The 18723-nt window shown below is 72.2% G+C and carries 17 protein-coding genes; 12 read left to right on the plus strand and 5 right to left on the minus strand.

Annotation, left to right across the window (positions count from 1 at the left end; translation table 11 throughout):
* Positions 1-34: 34 nt before the first annotated feature.
* Genes G9Q41_RS12730 through G9Q41_RS12740 form a run of 3 tightly spaced genes read right to left on the minus strand, consistent with a single transcriptional unit; the run spans position 35 to position 2969 of the window.
* Positions 35-901: an ABC transporter permease subunit gene (locus G9Q41_RS12730; RefSeq protein WP_207631268.1), complete on the minus strand. Its 867-nt coding sequence runs from the start codon at positions 899-901 to the stop codon at positions 35-37.
* Positions 898-1872: an ABC transporter ATP-binding protein gene (locus G9Q41_RS12735; RefSeq protein ID WP_165633362.1), complete on the minus strand. Its 975-nt coding sequence runs from the start codon at positions 1870-1872 to the stop codon at positions 898-900. The genes G9Q41_RS12730 and G9Q41_RS12735 overlap by 4 nt, the downstream gene beginning before the upstream one ends.
* Complete coding sequence (locus tag G9Q41_RS12740) at positions 1872-2969, minus strand: outer membrane lipoprotein carrier protein LolA (protein ID WP_165633363.1); 1098 nt, start codon at positions 2967-2969, stop codon at positions 1872-1874. Before G9Q41_RS12740 ends, G9Q41_RS12735 begins: the two co-directional genes overlap by 1 nt.
* A 209-nt stretch (positions 2970-3178) precedes the next feature.
* Here G9Q41_RS12740 and G9Q41_RS12745 point away from each other — a divergent pair, with 209 nt between their 5' ends.
* From G9Q41_RS12745 to dapC, 11 genes are all read left to right on the plus strand, one after another.
* Positions 3179-3871, plus strand: a complete 693-nt coding sequence (locus tag G9Q41_RS12745) for a response regulator transcription factor (protein WP_347567583.1) — start codon at positions 3179-3181, stop codon at positions 3869-3871.
* An 84-nt stretch (positions 3872-3955) separates the two neighbouring features.
* Complete coding sequence (locus G9Q41_RS21955) at positions 3956-4783, plus strand: NUDIX domain-containing protein (protein WP_347567584.1); 828 nt, start codon at positions 3956-3958, stop codon at positions 4781-4783.
* A gap of 197 nt (positions 4784-4980) precedes the next feature.
* Positions 4981-5286, plus strand: coding sequence for a YciI family protein (locus G9Q41_RS12755; RefSeq protein WP_092526773.1), 306 nt, complete (start codon positions 4981-4983; stop codon positions 5284-5286).
* A gap of 801 nt (positions 5287-6087) precedes the next feature.
* Positions 6088-7992 (plus strand): translational GTPase TypA, encoded by a 1905-nt coding sequence (typA, locus tag G9Q41_RS12760; protein ID WP_092526776.1) that lies wholly within the window; start codon positions 6088-6090, stop codon positions 7990-7992.
* Positions 7993-8257: 265 nt separating this feature from the next.
* A complete protein-coding gene (locus G9Q41_RS12765) occupies positions 8258-10009 on the plus strand; it encodes an ABC transporter family substrate-binding protein (RefSeq protein ID WP_347567585.1) in 1752 nt (583 codons plus the stop codon).
* Between the two features lie 109 nt (positions 10010-10118).
* Positions 10119-11354: a pyridoxal-phosphate dependent enzyme gene (locus G9Q41_RS12770; RefSeq protein ID WP_207631269.1), complete on the plus strand. Its 1236-nt coding sequence runs from the start codon at positions 10119-10121 to the stop codon at positions 11352-11354.
* Positions 11355-11457: 103 nt separating this feature from the next.
* The gene (mshB, locus tag G9Q41_RS12775; RefSeq protein WP_165633364.1) at positions 11458-12372 is read left to right on the plus strand and encodes an N-acetyl-1-D-myo-inositol-2-amino-2-deoxy-alpha-D-glucopyranoside deacetylase; all 915 of its coding nucleotides are present in this window, start codon (positions 11458-11460) and stop codon (positions 12370-12372) included.
* A complete protein-coding gene (locus tag G9Q41_RS12780; protein ID WP_165633365.1) occupies positions 12369-12752 on the plus strand; it encodes a hypothetical protein in 384 nt (127 codons plus the stop codon). Before mshB ends, G9Q41_RS12780 begins: the two co-directional genes overlap by 4 nt.
* Before the next feature lie 6 nt (positions 12753-12758).
* On the plus strand, positions 12759-13553 hold the full coding sequence (locus tag G9Q41_RS12785; RefSeq protein ID WP_165633366.1) for a hypothetical protein: 795 nt from the start codon (positions 12759-12761) through the stop codon (positions 13551-13553).
* 179 nt (positions 13554-13732) lie between these two features.
* Positions 13733-14053, plus strand: a complete 321-nt coding sequence (fdxA, locus tag G9Q41_RS12790) for a ferredoxin (protein WP_092526792.1) — start codon at positions 13733-13735, stop codon at positions 14051-14053.
* Positions 14054-14121: 68 nt separating this feature from the next.
* Positions 14122-15198, plus strand: coding sequence for a succinyldiaminopimelate transaminase (dapC, locus tag G9Q41_RS12795; RefSeq protein ID WP_165633367.1), 1077 nt, complete (start codon positions 14122-14124; stop codon positions 15196-15198).
* Between the two features lie 94 nt (positions 15199-15292).
* Here dapC and G9Q41_RS12800 read toward each other — a convergent pair whose 3' ends face one another.
* Together G9Q41_RS12800 and dapD are read right to left on the minus strand one after the other, a co-directional pair.
* A complete protein-coding gene (locus G9Q41_RS12800) occupies positions 15293-16294 on the minus strand; it encodes a CHAD domain-containing protein (protein ID WP_165633368.1) in 1002 nt (333 codons plus the stop codon).
* A 260-nt stretch (positions 16295-16554) separates the two neighbouring features.
* Positions 16555-17544, minus strand: coding sequence for a 2,3,4,5-tetrahydropyridine-2,6-dicarboxylate N-succinyltransferase (gene dapD, locus G9Q41_RS12805; protein ID WP_092526799.1), 990 nt, complete (start codon positions 17542-17544; stop codon positions 16555-16557).
* A gap of 92 nt (positions 17545-17636) precedes the next feature.
* Here dapD and dapE point away from each other — a divergent pair, with 92 nt between their 5' ends.
* Positions 17637-18719 carry a succinyl-diaminopimelate desuccinylase gene (gene dapE / locus G9Q41_RS12810; protein ID WP_165633369.1) on the plus strand — a complete coding sequence of 361 codons (1083 nt, stop codon included), beginning with the start codon at positions 17637-17639 and terminating at the stop codon, positions 18717-18719.
* Positions 18720-18723: the final 4 nt, after the last annotated feature.

Here is an 18723-nt window from a genome sequence, read left to right on the forward strand (position 1 = left end):
CGCGGATCGGACGGTTCCCGCCGGGGCAGCGGTGTCAGGTGTCCTTGGTGGCCATCAGCGCCGTGGCCGTGGACATCCCGACGAGGATGTAGCAGCCTGCGCGCCACAGACCGGTCAGCAGGTCCGCGGAGCGGACCGGGTCGCTGAGCACGTCGCCGATGGAGTACCAGTCCGCGGTGAGGAACACGGGCTTCAACCACTCCAGCGCCGGGAGGGCCTCCAGCACGCCGAACACGATCAGCCCGCCGACAGCCACGGCCATGACCACCAGCGGGTGGTCCGTCACCGCGGAGACGGCCAGCGCCACCGCGCCCACGGCGGCCATCTGCACTGCGCACCACCCGGCGGCCATGGCGACCCTGCCGAGGGCGGGCCCGAGCGACAGGGTCGTGCCGGAGAGGGTGACGAAGCCGTCTCCGCCCACGACCACCAGACCGGTCACCGCGCCGCTGACCGCGATCAGCCCCACCGCCAGCACGACCACGGTCAGCACCCCGATCGCCTTCACCGCGACGAGCCGCACCCGTCCCACCGGGGCCAGCAGCAGTCCGCGCAGCGTGCCGTTGGCCGATTCGCCCGCCAGCGCGTCGGCGGCGACCATGGCCGTGACCAGCGGAAGCAGCAGGTTCTGCGTCATCATCAGGCTGAAGACGGGCAGCACCAGGCCGTTGCCCGCCATCGCCGAGAGCAGCCGGGGGCCGGAGCCCGCCGCGGGGGTGCCGGTCAGGGCGACGACCGTTCCGATGAGCACGGGCAGCGCGGTCAGCCCGAGCAGGGCGAGCAGATTGCGCGGCCTGCGCAGCACCCAGCTCAGCTCCGCGCGGATCACGCGTCCGAGCGGTGCGGACTCGCGTTGCCTCGTTCCGGACGGCAGCTCCACCCGCGAGGTCGTCCCGTTCAACTCTCCTCCTCGGTGAGCCGGGTGAAGATGTCCTCCAGAGCCGCGCGCTCCCTGCGGGCCTCGTACACGTCCACCCCGGCCCGCACCAACCCGGCTATCACCTCGGCAGCGTCCCGATCGGACAGTTCGACGCGCAGCGCGCCGTTCTCCGCGCGGGCCGGTATCCCGCCGGCGCGGAGCGCCTCCAGCCCCGCCTCGGGGTCCGCGACGGAGACGAGCAGGTGCGGTCCCCCGGACTCGAGCAGCGAGCTCAGCTCGCCCTGGGCGATGAGCGAACCCCGCTGCATCACGGCGGCGTGCGTGCAGCTGGCCTCCACTTCGGACAGCAGGTGCGAGGAGACGAGGACGGTGGTCCCGCCTGCGTGCAGTTCGGCCACGATCCTGCGGATCTCCCTGGTGCCGGCCGGGTCCAGCCCGTTGGCCGGTTCGTCGAGCACCACGAGCTCGCGCGGGACCAGCAGCGCGGCGGCCAGCCCCAGCCGCTGCTTCATGCCGAGCGAGTAGGAGCGGTACTTGCGGTCGGCGGCCCCGTCCAGCCCGACCCTTTCCAGGGCCCGGTCCACGGCGGTGCCGGTGTCGGCCCCGAAGAGGGCGGGCTCCATCGCCGCGCAGCGCGCGAGGTTGCGCCTGCCGGACAGGAACGGGTGGAATCCCGGCCCCTCGACCAGCGCTCCCACCAGCGGAAGCGCTCGCCCCGCGTGTTCGGGGATCCGGTGGCCGAGCAGCTCGACGGAACCGGAGGAGGGCTCGGTCAATCCGAGCAGCATTCGGATGGTGGTCGTCTTGCCCGAACCGTTGGGGCCGAGCACGCCCAGCACCGCACCCCGGGGAACGACGAGGTCCACATCGGATACGGCCACGGTCCGGCCGTAGGTCTTACGCAGGGAGCTGGTGCGCAGCGCGGGCTCCCCCTCCGGGGCCGACTCGGGAGCGCAAGCCCCCGACTCGGCCGTGTCGGTGGAGCCGCTCATCAGGCTTCCTTCAGCGCCTCGATCAGCACCTGCCTGGGCACGGCGCCGGCCACGACCCTTCCGTCGGAGGTGATTACGGCCGATCCGACTGAGGTGTCCACGGCCCAGCCGCGACCCCAGGAGCCGTTGACCGGCTCCCCGGCCCGTTCGAGCAGGCCGCGGAGGTTCCCGCCGCTCTGCTGCGAGTGGTTGTCCCGGTCACCGTTGTCCTGCTGAGCACCGCGCAGGGCCTGGGCGGGTACGCGGGTCGTCACGACCGTGTCCCAGCCCGTTCCCTCCGTGCGGGGCGCGAGGTCCTCGGCGCCCCGGGGCGCGTTGCCGTGCCGCTCGGCGCGCCCGTCCGGATCCGCGGTGCGCACCCGGGCGTTCTCGGGCGGGGTGAACCGGAAGAGCCCGGGATCCTGGGAGCCGAAGTCGATCCGCGAGAAGCCCGCGCGCAGCGCCGGCTCCGGGGAGTCGTTGGTGCCGACCTCGACCCGCAACGGGATCCGGTGCTCGGCGTCCACGGCCACCCGGACCTCGCTCAGCTTGGTGCGCTCACCCGGTTTCGGCTTCAGCACGAGCTCGTAGGCGTCCCGGCCGGCCACGTTCGTCGTCCCGTCCACGGTGACCGAGCTGCTGTCCCGCAGCTTGCCCACGATGCTCCGGGCGAGTTCGCTCGGGTCGGCCTGCCCGGTGCCGGACTCGGCCCGCTGTCGGATTTCGGGGTGCTTGACGACGGTCCGCTCGGCGGAGTCCCACTTCCACAGGGTGCTGCCGTCGTCCACGACGGTGATCTCACCGTCGTCCTGCTGGACGGACATCCGGTGCGCCCGCTGCCCGTCGGACCACACCCGGAGGGACTGCTCGCCCGCGGACAGGAACTCGCCGGCATCCCCCGTCCCGGGCAGTGCACCGAGCCCGAGGTCGTTGTCGACGGTGACCCTGCCCGCCATCGCCGGGGCGTCGGCGTCCAGCACGGAGGAGACCAGCTCCTCGGCCGTGGCCCGGGGCAGGTTCGGGTCCTGGGCTCCGGCGGGCAAGGCCAGCGAGGTCAGTCCGAGGGCTCCGGCCGCCACCCCGGCCGAGGCCGTCAGCGCGATGCTCTTGCGTCTCATGCGGAACCTTTCCGGTCGGATCCGTAGTGCCGTCGCTTCTTCAGCCTGCACCCGGTTCGCCGAGAAATCACTGGGGAGATCGTGCGAGGAACCCGCGGCTCGGCGTGTCCCGGTGCGTCGCAGAATACCGCGAACGGCCCTCGAACGGTCCCCGTCGGGCGTGGACGAGTCCGCTGCGTCGAACGCGGGTTCGCGGTCATGCTGAGGGTGTGGACGAAGACGATGCCCCGGTGCGGGTGCTGGTCGCCGACGCCGAGACGGGAGACCGCTCCGCCCCGCGTCATGGGCTGACCGGCGAGGGAATGGTGGTCACCGCTTGTTCCGGGGGCGCCGAGGCCCTGCGGCTCGGTTCGACCGGAGAGTTCGACGTGATCCTGCTGGAGGTGCCGCTGACCGGGACGTCCGGTCACCGGGTGCTCGAGCTGCTGCGCGAACGAGGGACGAGCACCCCGGTGTTGCTGCTCGCCTCCGCGGAGGCTGATCTCGACCGGCCCGCGGGGAGCGCGGGTCCCGACGACAGCGTGGTGCGCCCGGTGTCCTCCGCGGAGCTGGCCGGGCGGGTGCGGGCGCTGGTGCGCGGGACCGGGTCCTCCGAGCAGGGGGACGTGCTGCGGGTGGCGGGGCTGGAGATCGACCGCGCGGGCCGCAGGGTCAGCTGGGCGGGTGAACCGATCGCGCTCTCCCCGCGGGAGTACAAGCTGCTGCTGACCCTGGCAGGTCGGCCGGGGACGGTGCTGACCGCGGAGGAGCTGCTGCGCGAGGTCTGGGGCGGGGACCGGGACGCGACCAGCGACGTGGTGGAGGTCTACATCGGTTATCTGCGGCGCAAGCTGGACGCGGTCGGGGCGGGTGAGCTGCTCCGCGCGGTGCGCGGGGGCGGCTACCGGTTGGGTGCGGGGTGAGCTCCCGCGGAGGGGTTGCCCGCCGGCGCCGGCGTCCGGGGGGCGCGGAGAGAGGCTTCGACCGGCGGGGCAGGATGTCCGTTCGTGCTGGTTCGTACCGTCTCCATCGACGCCCCCGTGCGCACCGTGGCGGCCGCAGCGCGGCACACCCGAACGGTGCTGGCCGGTTTCGCCGCTCTCCGACCCGACCCCGTTCCTCCCGCGGGCGAGCTGCTGGTCCCCGGGGACGGGCTGGTCCTGCGTTCCGGTGGGGAGCTGGAGCCGACGCGCGGCTCCTTCGTGGTGCGCGGGGCGGACGAGCACGGCCTGCTGTTGGCTCCTCCGGGAGCGGACCGGTGTCCGCCCGCGGAGTTCGAGGTCGCGCTGACCGGCGGCGCGGCCGGGACGTCGATGACCGTCACCGCGCGCCCCGGGGAGGGGGTCGGGAGGGCCGAGCTCGCCGCCCTGGAGGAGGTGCTGGACGGTTATCCGGCCGCGGTGAGGGAAATCACGGAGGAGTGGTGCGGCAGGCCGGTCGTGGTGGCCGCGGCGATCGTGGACGGGGGGCTGCTGCTCGCGCAGCAGCGGCGCAGCCCGGCGCGGCACGCGGGTGGCTGGGAGCTGCCCGGCGGGAGGGTCGAGGCGGGCGAGACCGAGGCGCAGGCGGTGGTGCGGGAGTGCCGCGAGGAGCTGGCCGTGGACGTCCGGGTGCTGGGCGGCTTCGGAACCGATGTCCCCGTCTCCGCCGACGGCGGGATGCTGTTGCGCGGTTACCTGGCCGGTCTGCGGGATCGCTCGGCCGTTCCGCGTCCGGTGGAGCACCGGGCCGTGCGCTGGGTGGGGGCCGATCGGCTGCCCGAGCTGGAGTGGTTGGCCACCGACCGCCTGCTGCTCGATTCGATGCGTTCTGCCCTGGGAGGTGCGGCGCGGTGACGCGCGGGAGCGGGGCCGGGTTCCGCGTGGATTCGGGTCCCGCCGATGACGGTGGCCGCCGGTTTCGGGAGCGTTCGCCGGGAAAGATTCATGATTATTTTTCGGATTTGTCGGAAACGGCGGGAAAACTGATCGAAAGGTGTGTCGTTATACCTTCTTGGTCGTCAACGCCGCCCCCGCGGACATATCATCGAAGAATGTACGTTGTTCTGGTTCACTACACAGCTCCCCTGGCCGAGGTCGACGCATTGTTGGCCGATCATTCCGAGTGGTTGGCCCATCATCAGGATTCGGGCGAGTTCATCGCCGCGGGCAGGCGCCACCCGCGGACCGGTGGGGTGATCATCGCCCGCTCGATGTCGCGCGGGCAGTTGGACGCGATTCTGGCCACCGACCCGTTCGTGGTGCACAAGGTCGCCAAGCAGGAGGTCATCGAGTTCCAGGCGCTGCGCACCATCCCGGAGCTGGCCGAGTACGCGGATCACCTGACTCCGTCGGAGTGACGGTCGGGCCGTCCCGGTGTGCGGCTTCGCCGCGGTCTCGACGTCGTGTTCCGGGGCGCTCCGATGAGTCGTTTTCGTAAAAAGGAGTGCGGGAAACCGATCCCGGTGGGGGACGGCACTCCGGGCGGTGTTCGGGTGCGCCCGTTTTTCCTTTTTCGTCCTTTCGGTCCGCTGGCGCGCTCGACCGCATTCGAGTGAAGCCGAACGCCACTCGAACGGATGAAGATTCAGTGTCGTCGCTCACCGGGGTGCGACGTGAGCGGGCCGGGCTCGTGGAAATGAGTCCCCGTGGAGGCCGATCGGCCGGTCGGGATCACCTCCCCGCCCGGCAACAGTTCCGCGGCGCCAGGACCGTGCCGAGGAGCCCGGGACTTCCGCGGCAGTTCGCTCCGCTGCGGGAATAGCGGGCCGCCGGGCCGTGTTGGGCCGGGTGCGTCGTTCCGACTCGGTTGCCGGTGCTCCCGGCGGTCGAGCGGTTCGCGGAACGGTGTCCGAACGGTCGCTCGGCATCACTCGACGAGCACCGCTGTGCTCCACGTTCTCGTGGCCCCGGCCCGGAGGAGAAGGGCCGTGCCCCGGGTCGACGGCGACGGTGGTGAGCCACACGCTCCCCGGAGCGGGTTCGTGCACTACGCTGGTGGGGGATATCCGGCCGTCGGAGATGGGCACGTCAACCGTGCCGAACAGACACCAGATTTCCGCGGCGGCCGCGGCCCACGGGTTCCGTGCTCATGCGAACCGCAGGGGCCGCTCCTCGAACGACGCCGTTTTCAACACCCGTACGAAGCCAGGAGTTCCTGCGTGTCCGCCACCAGTGTCGCCAGCCCGAACCAGCGCACCCGTACCGATTTGCGCAACCTCGCGCTCGTCGCGCACGTCGACCACGGCAAGACCACCCTGGTGGATGCCATGCTCCGGCAGTCCGGCGCGTTCTCCGAGCGCACCGAGCCCGTCGACCGCGTGATGGACTCCAACGACCTGGAGCGCGAGAAGGGCATCACGATCCTGTCCAAGAACACCGCCATCCAGCGCATGACCGAGGACGGGCCGGTGACGATCAACGTCGTCGACACCCCCGGTCACGCCGACTTCGGCGGTGAGGTCGAGCGCGGCCTGTCCATGGTCGACGGCGTGATGCTGCTGGTCGACGCCAGTGAGGGGCCGCTGCCCCAGACCCGGTTCGTGCTGCGCAAGACGCTTGCCGCCGAGCTGCCGGTGATCCTGGTGGTGAACAAGGTCGACCGCCCGGACTCCAGGGTCGCCGAGGTCGTGGACGAGACCCACGAGCTCCTGCTCGAACTGGCCGCCGAGGTGGGCGCCGACGAGTCGGTGCTCGACATCCCGGTGGTCTACACGGCGGCCCGCTCCGGGCGCGCCGACCTGACCGCCCCCGAGTCGGGAGAGGTCCCCGAGAAGGACCTGACCCCGCTGTTCGACACCCTGCTCGAGCACGTGCCCGCCCCGGAGGGCGACTCCCAGGCGCCGCTGAGCGCGCTGGTCACCAACCTCGACGCCTCCTCGTTCCTGGGCCGGATCGGGCTCTGCCGGATTCACGCCGGTGAGCTGCGCAAGGGCCAGACCGTGGGGCTGTGCCGCGAGGACGGCAGCGTGGAGAAGGTGCGCCTGAGCGAGCTGATGGTCACCGAGAACCTCGACCGGGTCAACGCCGACTACGCCTCGGCGGGCGACCTGGTGGCGGTCGCCGGGATCCCGGACATCAACATCGGCGACACGATCACCGATCCGGAGAACCCCGAGCCGCTCCCGCGCATCACCGTCGACGCCCCCGCGATCTCGTTGACGATCGGGACGAACACCTCGCCCACGGCGGGACGCAACGGTGGGACCAAGGTGACCGCGCGGCTGGTCAAGAACAGGCTCGACTCCGAGCTCATCGGCAACGTAAGCCTGCGCGTGGTGGAGACCGACCGCCCGGACACCTGGGAGGTCCAGGGGAGGGGCGAGCTGGCGCTCGCCGTTCTCGTGGAGACCATGCGCAGGGAGGGCTTCGAGCTCACCGTGGGCAAGCCGGAAGTGGTCACCAAGACCATCGACGGCAAGGTCTGCGAGCCGTTCGAGAGGCTGTCGCTGGACGTCCCGGAGGACAACCTCGGTGCCGTCACCCAGCTGCTGGCCACCCGCAAGGGCCGCATGGAGTCCATGGACGGCCACGGGACCGGTCGGATCAAGATGGAGTACGTGATCCCGGCGCGCGGCCTGATCGGCTTCCGCACCGACTTCCTCACCGAGACGAGGGGTGCGGGCATCGCCAACCACGTCTTCGAGCACTACGCCCCCTGGGCCGGTGAGATCCGCACCCGCAACAACGGGTCCATGGTCGCCGACCGCTCGGGTCCGGTGACCGCCTACGCGCTGATGCAGCTCTCCGACAGGGGGACCTTCTTCGTCGAACCGACTGACGAGGTCTACGAGGGCATGGTCGTCGGCGAGCACCCGCGCACCGAGGACCTCGACCTCAACGTCGCCAAGGAGAAGAAGCTGACCAACATGCGCTCGGCGGGCTCGGAGGAGCTCGAGCGGTTGGCCCCTCCGCGCAGGCTCGGCCTGGAGGAGGCGCTCGAGTTCTGCTCCACCGACGAGTGCGTCGAGGTCGGACCGAACGCGCTGCGGGTGCGCAAGACGACCCTGGACGGCTCCCAGCGCAGCAGGGAGCGCGCCCGCGCCAAGTCGCGGGACCAGGGCTGAGCGCTCGTTTCCGAAGGCGGGTTCCGGCGGCCCGTCCCATCCGGCCCGGATGGGACGGGCCGCCGTTCTTCGAGCCCCGGGACGGCAGCGCGGTGAGGCCCGCCCCCGGGATTCGCCGGTGCGGTTCCGGAGGGCGGCACCGGCTGGCCCGCGCCGGGGAAACGCCGGTATGGGATGGTCGTGGAGATTCACGGCCGTTCCCGGCCGCCGCTCCGCCCCGCCGGTGTGGTCTTCCGGCCGGATCCGCAACGGAGGTTCGACCAGCGTGTACCGAAGTCGGCGTCGTCCGCTTCCCGTGGTGGCACTGCTGCTGGTGTCGCTGAGTGTGCTCGCCGGGTGCACGAACGCGCCGCCCCCGCCACTGGTGGAGAGCACCTCGTCCGCTCCGACCTCCGAGCCGCCGCCGACGGAGCCGGCTCAGCCCAAGGTGGTCGTGGCCGGGATCGACGAGCTCAGCGGCGGTTTCAACCCGCACGCCCTGGCGGACCAGTCCCCGGTGACCGACGCGCTGTCCGAGCTCATGCTGCCCTCCGCGTTCGTGCCGGGGCCCGACGGCAAGCAGGTGCTCAACGACACCCTGCTGAAGTCGGCCGAGGTCGTCGGCGACGCGGACGAGTTCACGGTGCGCTACCGGATCCGCACCGGGGCCGGTTGGTCGGACGGCGCTCCGATCGCTGCCGAGGACTTCGTGTACCTCTGGGAACAGATGCGGGATCGTTCCGGGGTGGTCAACCCGGTGGGGTACCGCATGATCTCCGACGTGGAGTCCAGGCAGGGCGGCAAGACCGTTCTGGTCACCTTCGACCAGCCCTACCCGGGGTGGAAGTCGCTGTTCGACCACCTGCTGCCCGCCCACCTGCTCAAGGACGCCCCCGGAGGTTGGACGGACACCCTCGACAAGGGATATCCGGCCTCGGGCGGCCCCTTCGCGATACGCCGGTTCGACCTCGACAGGGGCGAGGTCGTGCTGATGCGCAACGAGCGGTTCTGGGGGAAGCCGGCGAAGTCGGACCGCATCGTGCTGCGGGCCGCCGACCGTTCCGCGAATCTGAACGCCCTGCGCAGCGGGAAGGTGCAGATGGGCATGTTCACCGCCGACGGCCGCACCATGGACGCGCTGCGCGACCTGGACGAGCAGGTCAGCCTGACCACCCTGCCCCGCCCCGTGACGAGCACCCTGCTCCTGCGGCGCACCAGTCCGCAGCTCTCCGACGTGCGGGTCCGGCGCGCCGTGCTGGCCGCCCTGGACCGGAACGCGCTGGTGCGGAAGGGCACCGAGGGCGGGCCCGCGCAGCAGCTGCGTGCCCACTCGCAGGTCCTGGCGCCCTCGCAGCCCGGGTACTCCCCCACCGAGCCAGCGGGCGAGTTCCCCGACTCACCGCAGCCGCAGCGGGTCGAGCGGCTGCTCAAGGAGGCGGGCTACCAGCACACCGGCGGTTCCTGGGTGCGCGACGGTGCTCCGCTGAACCTCGTGATCGCGGCCCAGTTCGAGGACGAGTCCTACGAGGACGTGGCCAACGCCGTGGCCGAGCAGCTGGCCGCGCAGGACATCCAGGCCACCGTCATCACCCCGGAGGGCGACGAGCTCTACCGCACGATGCTGCCCGCGGACCCGGAGACGCGGGGTTCGCCGGACGCGGCCGAGGTCGACCTCGCCGTGGCTCCCCGCCCGGTGGGCCCGGATCCCGCCTCCACCATGGCTTCCCAGTGGGGATGCCCCGGGGTGGACCCGGAGACGGGACGAACCGCCGCGTTCAACATGACCGGTTTCTGCGACCGGCTGCTGCAGCCGACCATCGAGGCCGCCACCACGGGGGAGACCTCCTTCGAGAAGGCCTCCGCGCGGGTCGAGCCCGCGCTGTGGTCCAGCGCCGTGGCGTTGCCGCTCTACCAGGAGGCGCAGGTGCTGGCCGTGCGCCGCGAGATCAGCGGCGTGGAGGACGGCCCCGGCTTCGCCGGCCCGTTCAGCTCGGCGGGCGACTGGGTCGGTGCCCCGGGGGAGAGCTACGACTGGTGAGCTCCTCCCCGGAGGGGGCTCTTCCCGCTCGTCGGGTGTTGGGCGCTCGTGGCGGAGCGAGCACGTCCGAGGCAGTACTGGCAGGTGTCGACCCGGGGAAGGTGGTGGCATGTCGTTCACGACAGCCGGTTCGGAAAGCTCCGCGGAGCACGGTTCCGCGGAGGGGGCCGCGCATCCGCGGCTGCGCGGGCTGCGGTGCGTGCGCTGCGGGGAGCGGAGTTCGCTTCGCTCCGACACCGAGGGCTGTCGGCGGTGCCGCGCGGACGGGGTTCCCGCCGCTCTGCTGGCCGAGCACGAGCTGTCCGGCACCGACGGCGGGCTGTTGGCCGAGCGCTGGTCCCGGAGGCGGGACGGGATGTGGGCCTACCGCGAGCTGCTGCCGGTCCCCGGGGAGAGGGCCGTCACGCTGCGGGAAGGGGCGACCCCGCTGGTGGCGCTGCCCGCACCGGCCGGGGGTGAACTTCCGGAGGTGCTGGTCAAGGACGAACGCCGCAACCCGACCGGCAGCTTCAAGGACCGCTTCTACAGCGCCGCGGTCTCCTGGGCCGCGTGGCAGGGGGCGCGGACCGTGGCGCTGGCCTCCAGCGGCAACGCGGCCGTCTCCGCGGCCGCCTACAGCGCGGCTGCCGGCTTGGACTGCGTCGCGGTGGCCACTCCCGACATCGGGGAGGTGTGGCGCGGCCTGGTCGAACTGCACGGCGGGCGGATGGTCTACGCCGCCGACGCCGCCGAGCGCTGGGACGTCCTGCGCCGCGAGGCCGACGAGCGAGGCTGGTCGGTGCTGACCAACACCTCGGCGGTGCCGGTGAGCAGCCTGTGGGCCGGTGTGGAGGGGTACAAGACGCTGGCCTACGAGATCGTCGAGGAGCTCGGCGCCGCTCCCGACGCGGTGAGCTTCCCCGTTTCCAGGGGGGACGGCTTCGCGGGGATGTGGGCCGGTTTCCGCGAGCTGTTCGAGCTCGGGTTGATCGGGGCTCTGCCGCGCATGATCGCGGCCGAGCGCTACCCCTCGCTCACCACGGCGCTGCGCGAGGATCTGGAGCTCCCACCGGAGCAGCCGGTGGATCCCGCGAGCCTCGCCTCCTCCATCGGCAACCCGCAGGCGACCGTGATGTCGCTGCGCGTGCTGCGCGAGTCCGGGGGAACTGCCGTGGCCTGCTCGGAGGAGGAGTTGCGCGCTGCCACGAGGACCCTGGCCCGCTCGGGGCTCGCGGCCGAGCGGAGTTCGGCCGCGTCGCTGGCGGCAGTCGAGCGGCTGTGCCGGAGCGGGAAGCTGAGCCGGCGGGACCGGGTGGTGCAGGTGCTCACCTCGCACGCCGCGCACCAGCCCTCCACCCTGCGCTGACGTTTCGGAGCTCGCGGTGGAGCTCCGCGTGGCCGGGCGGTGCGCGAGTGGGTGCGGGGTCGTCGGGGACGTCCGCGGGAACGGCAGCTCCTAGGCTGGAGCGGTGACGTTGACGACCGAACCGCGCCTACTGCTGGTGCACGCTCATCCGGACGACGAGACGCTCTGGACCGGCGGGACGATAGCCCGCTACGCCGCCGCCGGAGTGCACGTGACGTTGGTCACCTGCACCCTCGGCGAGGAGGGGGAGGTGATCCCCGCCGAACTGCGCGGCCTCGACTCCTCCGCGGCCGACCAGCTCGGCGGCTACCGCATCGGCGAGCTGAACGAGGCCTGCGCGGCGCTCGGGGTGTCCGACCAACGGTTCCTCGGCGGCGCGGGGCACTGGCGTGACTCGGGAATGGTGTGGCAGGAGCACGGCAAAACGGCCGTGGCCGCCCCCGAGACGCACCCCCGGGCCCTGGTGGCAGGCGACGTCGGCGCGCAGGCCACGCAGCTGGAGGAGATCCTGCGCGAGGTCGAGCCCCAGGTGGTGGTCACCTACGCCGCGGACGGCGGCTACGGGCACCCGGACCACGTCAGGGCCCATCGGATCACCGTGGAAGCCGTCGAGCGCGTTCCCGCGGTGCGCCGCCTGTTCTACGCGACCCCCTCCGCGGCCGCGGTGCGCGACGGCATCGACAGGCTGGCCATGACCGAGGGGATGCCGTTCACCCTCCCAGGGGCCGACGAGCTGCCCGCCGTGGACGACACGGTCATCAGTACCGTGGTCGACGTGTCCGACGGGTTGCCCGCCAAGTTCGACGCGCTGCGCGCGCACCGCACCCAGGTGCGGCTCTGGACCGAGGAGTGGGACGGCGGAGGTGGCGCTGCCGCCTACGCGCTGTCCAACGGGATCGGCCAGCCCGTGGTGAGCACCGAGCACTACGTTCTCGGACAGGGGGAGGGAGCACCGCCGAGCACTGATCTGTTCGGCGGACTGGACGTGGCAGGCGGCGACCCGTTGGAGCTGCGATGAACGAGCACTCCCCCTCCTGGATCGATCGCTGCACCCTGGGCGTGCTGCTGTTCGACGCCGTGCTGCTGGCGGTGCTCGAACTGCTGTTCCTGCCCGCCCACATCGGTTCGGTGCAGTTCCCGGTCACGGTGGCCCTGGCGGTGTTCACGAACCCGCTGCTGGTGGCCGTGGCCGGGCGGTTCTCGTCGAACGGGCTGGTCACCGCCGCGCCGTTGCTGGTCTGGTTCGCCACCGTCGTCGTCTTCGGCACCATGGGGCCCGGAGGCAACACGCTGCTGTTCGCGGAGGACTGGCGGAGCTACCTGCTGATCGGGGGCGGAACGCTGCCCGCGGCGGCGATGCTCGGGATCACCCGGGGCAAGCAGCCACGTACGAGGTGAGCGCACGTGTCCGAGGTGGTCAGTGACGAGCGCGTGGCGGCGGTGCTGCGCCCGTTCGTGCGTGCCTGCGAGCCCGTGCTCCGGGCGTTGCGGGAGTCGGATCCGCTGCGGCTGCGCGGCAGGTTCGGTACTTCCGGGGCCGATGCCGAAACCGCCTCGGAAGCGGGGCCCGGTGGCGGGGAGCGGCTGCTGCGGCGACTCGACGCGATGCGCGTTCCGGGGAGCTCGACGTGGGACGGGATGACCGTGCGGCAGCGCTGCGACTGGTGGTCGCTCCGCGTGGGCAGGTTCCTGGCCGCTCTGGTGGGGCTGCCGCGGTTCGGCGGGGCGATCACCTCGCGCCTGCCGCTGCGCAACGCGCTGGGAACGGTGGCGCAGGGGCTGGTGCTCGTGGCCGTGGCCGGGGAGCACGGGCTGCACGACCGGGCCGAGCAGGTCAGGATGATCGCTCACGTGCTGTTCGGGCGGGACCTCTCCCGGAGGGCGGCCGCGGGCGAGAGCGCCGAGCAGCGGGCGGCCGACGAGCGCAGGGCCGCGGAGCTGGCCGGTGGGGTGGACGAGCCCCGGCGATCCCGAGCGGGAGCTCTCGGACGTGCCGTGTGGCGAATGGCACGTGCCCTCTGGGAAATCCACTCCGAACTCGATTCGCGTCCGCAGGGCGGGGTGGGGTACGAGCTGATCGGCTCGGTGCCCGTGGTCGGAGTGCTCGGCGGTTACCTGGGAGAACGATCCGCGCTGCGGCGGATCACCCGCGAGGCGGGTAAGTGGATCGCTGCCGAGCACGGCTTGTCAACCGGGTGAGAGGATGGCTCCGGGATCGCACGAGTCGCCGTTTACCGGTGGCCAAACGGCCGAGTACCCTCGATCACGCTCCCGTGCTGTGGAACCGCCTATGTGTGCGGGGCACCTCCGAGGGATACTGACGGCAGCCGCGCGAATTCGGCGCGGGACGACGAAACGTACCAAGCAGGAGAGCTACCGTGACCTACGTGATCGCCGAGCCCTGCGTCGACGTGCTCGACAAGGGATGCATCGAGGAATGCCCCGTCGACTGCATCTACGAGGGCGGGCGGATGCTCTACATCCATCCGGACGAGTGCGTCGACTGCGGGGCCTGTGAACCGGTCTGCCCGGTCGAAGCCATCTACTACGAGGACGACGTCCCCGACGAGTGGGCCGCTTACACGCAGGCCAACGTGGACTTCTTCGACGACCTCGGCTCGCCCGGCGGGGCCGCCAAGGTCGGCAGGGTGAACAAGGACGTCGAGCCCGTCACCAGCCTCCCCCCGCAGGGCGAATGAGTTCGCAGAACTCGTCCAGCGGTGTCGCGGCGTCCGGGCGGGGGTCGTCCGTGCCGCGGGACCGGCGCATGCCCGAGTTCCCGTGGGACTCGCTGGCCTCCGCCGGTGAGACGGCGCGTTCGCATCCCGGCGGGATGGTGAACCTGTCGGTGGGAACGCCCGTCGATCCGGTTCCGGACGTGGTGCGCGAGGCCCTCCGCTCCGCCGACGACGCGCCCGGCTACCCGGCCACGCACGGGACGAGCGAGCTCCGCGAGGCCGCCGTCGAGGCGCTGTCCCGGCGGCACGGTGTGACGGGCCTGGACCAGCGCGCCGTGCTGCCCACGATCGGCTCGAAGGAGTTCGTCGCCTGGCTGCCCGCTCTGCTGGGGCTGCGGCCCGGCGACACCGCGGTGATCCCGGAGCTGGCCTACCCCACCTACGAGGCGGGCGCCAGGCTGGCCGGGGCCGAGGTCGTGCGCACGGACGCCACGCACTCCCTGGGACCCGAGCGCCCCGCGGTGCTGTGGTTGAACTCGCCGTCCAACCCGACGGGCCGGGTGCTGCCGAGCGAGCACCTGCGCAAGGTCGTCGAGTGGGCCCGCGAGCGCGGGACGGTGGTGGTCTCCGACGAGTGCTACCTCTCGCTCGGCTGGGACGCCGAGCCGGTATCGGTGCTCGACCCGGCGGTGTGCGGCGGCTCCTCCGAGGGACTGCTCGCGGTGCACTCGCTGTCCAAGACCTCGAACTTCGCCGGCTACCGGGGCGGGTTCGTCACGGGCGATCCCGAGATCGTCGGCGAGTTGCTCGAGCTCCGCAAGCACGCGGGGATGATCGTCCCCCGGCCGGTCCAGGAGGCCATGACGGCCGCGCTGGGCGACGACGAGCACCTGCGTGCCCAGCGCGCGCGCTACGCCGCCCGGCGCGAGCGGTTGTGGACCGCGCTGGAGCGGGCGGGCTTCCGGATCGACCACTCCGAGGCGGGCCTGTACCTGTGGGCCACCGCAGGCGAGGACGCCTGGAAGACGGTGGAGTGGCTGGCCGAGCGCGGGATCCTCGTCGCCCCGGGAACGTTCTACGGCCCCGAGGGGCAGTGGCACGTGCGGGTCGCGCTCACCGCCTCCGACGAGCGGATCGAAGCAGCCGCGGAGCGGCTGGGCCGCTGAGCTCCGTCCCCGGGAGGGGCCGCGTCCGACGGGACGGTCCCGCATTCCCGGGGACTCCGCCGCGAGCGGGACGCGCCGTGGCGTCCGGCCGCCCTCAGCTCCGTCCCGCCTCGGAACCGGCTGAGAGCTCGGCCGCCGCGTTCACGAGCTCCCGCCACGCCGGTCGCCACGCCTCGCGCAGTTCGGCACGGCGTGCGCGGGCGCTCTCGGCCAGCCTCCCCGCCAGGAGCACGGCCGTGACGTCCGGTTCGCGAGTCGCCCCCTCGAACGGGGAGTCCGGAGCGGTGGCCAGCCGGTGCATCCGGTGCTCGGTCACCGCGGCGTCCTGGTGCCTGCCCAGCACGTCCTGCAGCCTCTCCGCGGCAGCGGGCAGCTCGCCGATCTCGAGCACCGGTGCGGCGAGTTCCGCGCAGTAGCGCAGCCCCTTGGCCCGGATCCGCAGCTCGTGCAGCCGCGCGTCCGTGGGCGACTCGCGGGCCCGAGCGGCGGCGCGCTCCACCTTGACCAGCCGGTTCCGCAGCACCGCGCGCAGCGCCTGCGCACCGGACTCGGCCGTCCCGGGAGCCGGAACTCCCTCGTGGACGGCGCGGGCGAGGGTTTCGAGGAGTTCGCGGTAGCGTTCGGAGGAAAGCGCCTCCAGCAGCGCGGAACGCGCGTGCTCGCGCTCCTCGAGCAGCACGGCCTCCAGGCGCCCGGCGGCGGCGTGCTCGCGCTCCTCGAGGGATTCCGTCGCTTCCCGCAGCCCGCTCAGCTGCACGTCCAGATCGCGCACCGGACCGAGGGCGCGCCCGAGAACGCCGAGTTCGGTGCGGGTCCGGCGGCACCACTCGGGGTCGAGTCGTTTCCCGGTGGCCTTGAGCACCGCCCGCATCCTCCGGACCGATACGCGCGCCTTGTGCAGCTCCTCCGGGTCGTCTCCAGCTCTCGCCCCGGGAGCGTGCGCGGCCAGGGCGCGTGCCCGCACGGAGAGGAGGGCGCGGACGTGCTCGGCAGGTGGGTCCTCCCGGGAGACGGGAACCGGCTCCACCGCGGCGAGGGCGGACTCGACGTCCCACCGCTCCCGCGAGTCGTCCGGCCGACCGTCCGAGCGGATCATTTCGCGATGATAGCCCGTGTGACCGGGGTTCTCCCGCTCGCGAGGGGCCGCGAGGGCGGGGTGGTCGCGATGACCCGGACGCCACGGGCCGCCACGGGCCGGCGCGGTCCGGCCGAACCGGGTCCCGAACGGGCGACCGGTTCGACCGGACCGCTGCTCCGCCTCGTGGTCACCCGCGACGGCTCCCGCCAGGGCTCCAACGACGGCTCCAGCGAGGGGCAGTCACGGGAGTCCGCGATCGGGGTGAGCGGGAGGGGTGCTCAGTCGTTGGCGTGCAGTGCCGCGTTCAGCTCGACCTTCCCGCCGGTGCGGGTCACGGCCTCGACCGCTCCGGTGTTGGAGTTGCGGCGGAACAGCAGGCCGTCGTTGCCGGAGAGCTCGGCTGCCTTGACCAGGGTGCCGTCCTCCAGGGTGACCTTGGTCCCGGCCGTCAGGTAGAGCCCGGCCTCCACGACGCAGTCGTCCCCGAGGGAGATGCCGCAGCCGCCGTTGGCCCCGATCAGGCAGCGCTCGCCGACCGAGATCACCTCGCGGCCGCCACCGGAGAGCGTGCCCATGATCGAGGCGCCGCCGCCGATGTCGGAACCGTCGCCGACGACCACCCCGGCCGAGATGCGGCCCTCCACCATGGAGGCGCCGAGGGTGCCTGCGTTGAAGTTGACGAAGCCCTCGTGCATCACCGTGGTCCCGCTGGCCAGGTGCGCCCCGAGCCGAACCCGGTCGGCATCACCGATGCGCACCCCCGAGGGGATGACGTAGTCGACCATCCGGGGGAACTTGTCGATGCTGTAGACCGTGACCGGGCCCCGCGCGCTGAGCCGCAGCCTGGTGGCCTCGAAGCCCTCGACCGGGCAGGGGCCGTGGTTGGTCCAGACCGTGTTGGACAGCAGGCCGAACATGCCCTCCATGTTCTGCCCGTGCGGACGCACCATCCGGTGCGAGAGCAGGTGCAGCCGCAGGTAGACGTCGTGGGTGTCCGCGGGGGCGTCGGAGAGCTGGGCCACGCCGGTGCGCACGGCTACTACCTCGACACCGCGAGCGTCGTCACGGCCGAGCAGTTCCGCCCCGGTCGCCCCCAGCGCTTCGGTGGCCTCCTCGGTCGTCAACCGGCTGCTGCCGACCTGTTCCGGCTCCCCGAGTCGGACCGCGGGGAACCAGGTGTCGAGTACTGTCCCGTCGTCGGTGACGGTTGCGATTCCCACACCGTGGGCGCCGGTGTTCTGCGGATCGGGAGTGGTTGGGCTGCTCATGGTGCAAACGGTAGTCGGAGCCCCGGTGCCGCGCCTTCGGGGGATCGGCGAGTTCGTCGAGCGCCGCCCCTCCGGCGGTAGGGTGCTTGGACATGACGCCGCGCTTGGATCTCACCACCGACCCCGTCGAACTCACCGCAGCGCTGGTCGACGTGCCCAGCGTCTCCGGCTCGGAGGAGCAGCTGGCCGACGTCGTCGAGCGGGCCCTCCGCACCGACGCCCCCGGGCTGGAGGTCGTCCGCAGCGGCAACGCCGTGCTGGCGCGCACCAACCTGGGGAAGCGCTCGCGCGTCGTGCTGGCCGGGCACCTGGACACGGTGCCGATCAACGAGAACCTTCCGGTGACTCGCACCGGCAGCGGGGCGGACGAGGTGCTGCACGGTTGCGGGACCGTGGACATGAAGGGCGGGGACGCGGTGATGCTGCACCTGGCGGCCACCCTCGACAACCCCGCGCACGACCTGACCTTCGTCTTCTACGACTGCGAGGAGGTCTCCGCCGACCGCAACGGGCTCAACCGCATCGAGAGCGAGCTCCCGGACTGGATGGACGGCGATCTGGCCGTGGTCTGCGAACCCTCCAACGCCGCTGTGGAGGCGGGCTGCCAGGGCACGTTGCGCGTGGAGGTCCGCACCAGGGGGCAGCGCGCCCACTCGGCGCGGGCCTGGATGGGGGAGAACGCGATCCACGCGGCCGAACCGGTCCTGCGCAGGTTGTCCGAGCACGAACCGCGCACCGTCGACGTGGACGGGCTGCGGTTCCACGAGGGCTTGCAGGCCGTGGGGATCAGCGGCGGTGTGGCCGGCAACGTCGTGCCGGACGAATGCGTGGTCACCGTCAACCACCGCTTCGCTCCCGACACCGCGCTGGAGGAGGCCGAGGAACGGGTGCGCCGAATCTTCGACGGTTTCGAGGTCACGGTGGTCGACGCGGCCCGCGCCGCCCACCCCGGGCTGAACGAGTCCGCCACGGCCGAACTCGTCGCGGCCTCCGGGGCGGAGCCCGTGGCCAAGCTCGGCTGGACCGATGTGGCCCGGTTCGCGGCCAGGGGGATGCCCGCCGTGAACTTCGGCCCCGGATCACCGACCCTGGCCCACACCCAGCAGGAGAACGTGGCGGCAGGCGACGTTCGCCACTGCGCCGAGGTGCTGAGGCGCGCCCTGGCAACTTCCTGAGCCC

Source organism: Actinopolyspora sp. BKK2, assembly GCF_011291845.1.
Lineage (GTDB): Bacteria > Actinomycetota > Actinomycetes > Mycobacteriales > Pseudonocardiaceae > Actinopolyspora > Actinopolyspora saharensis.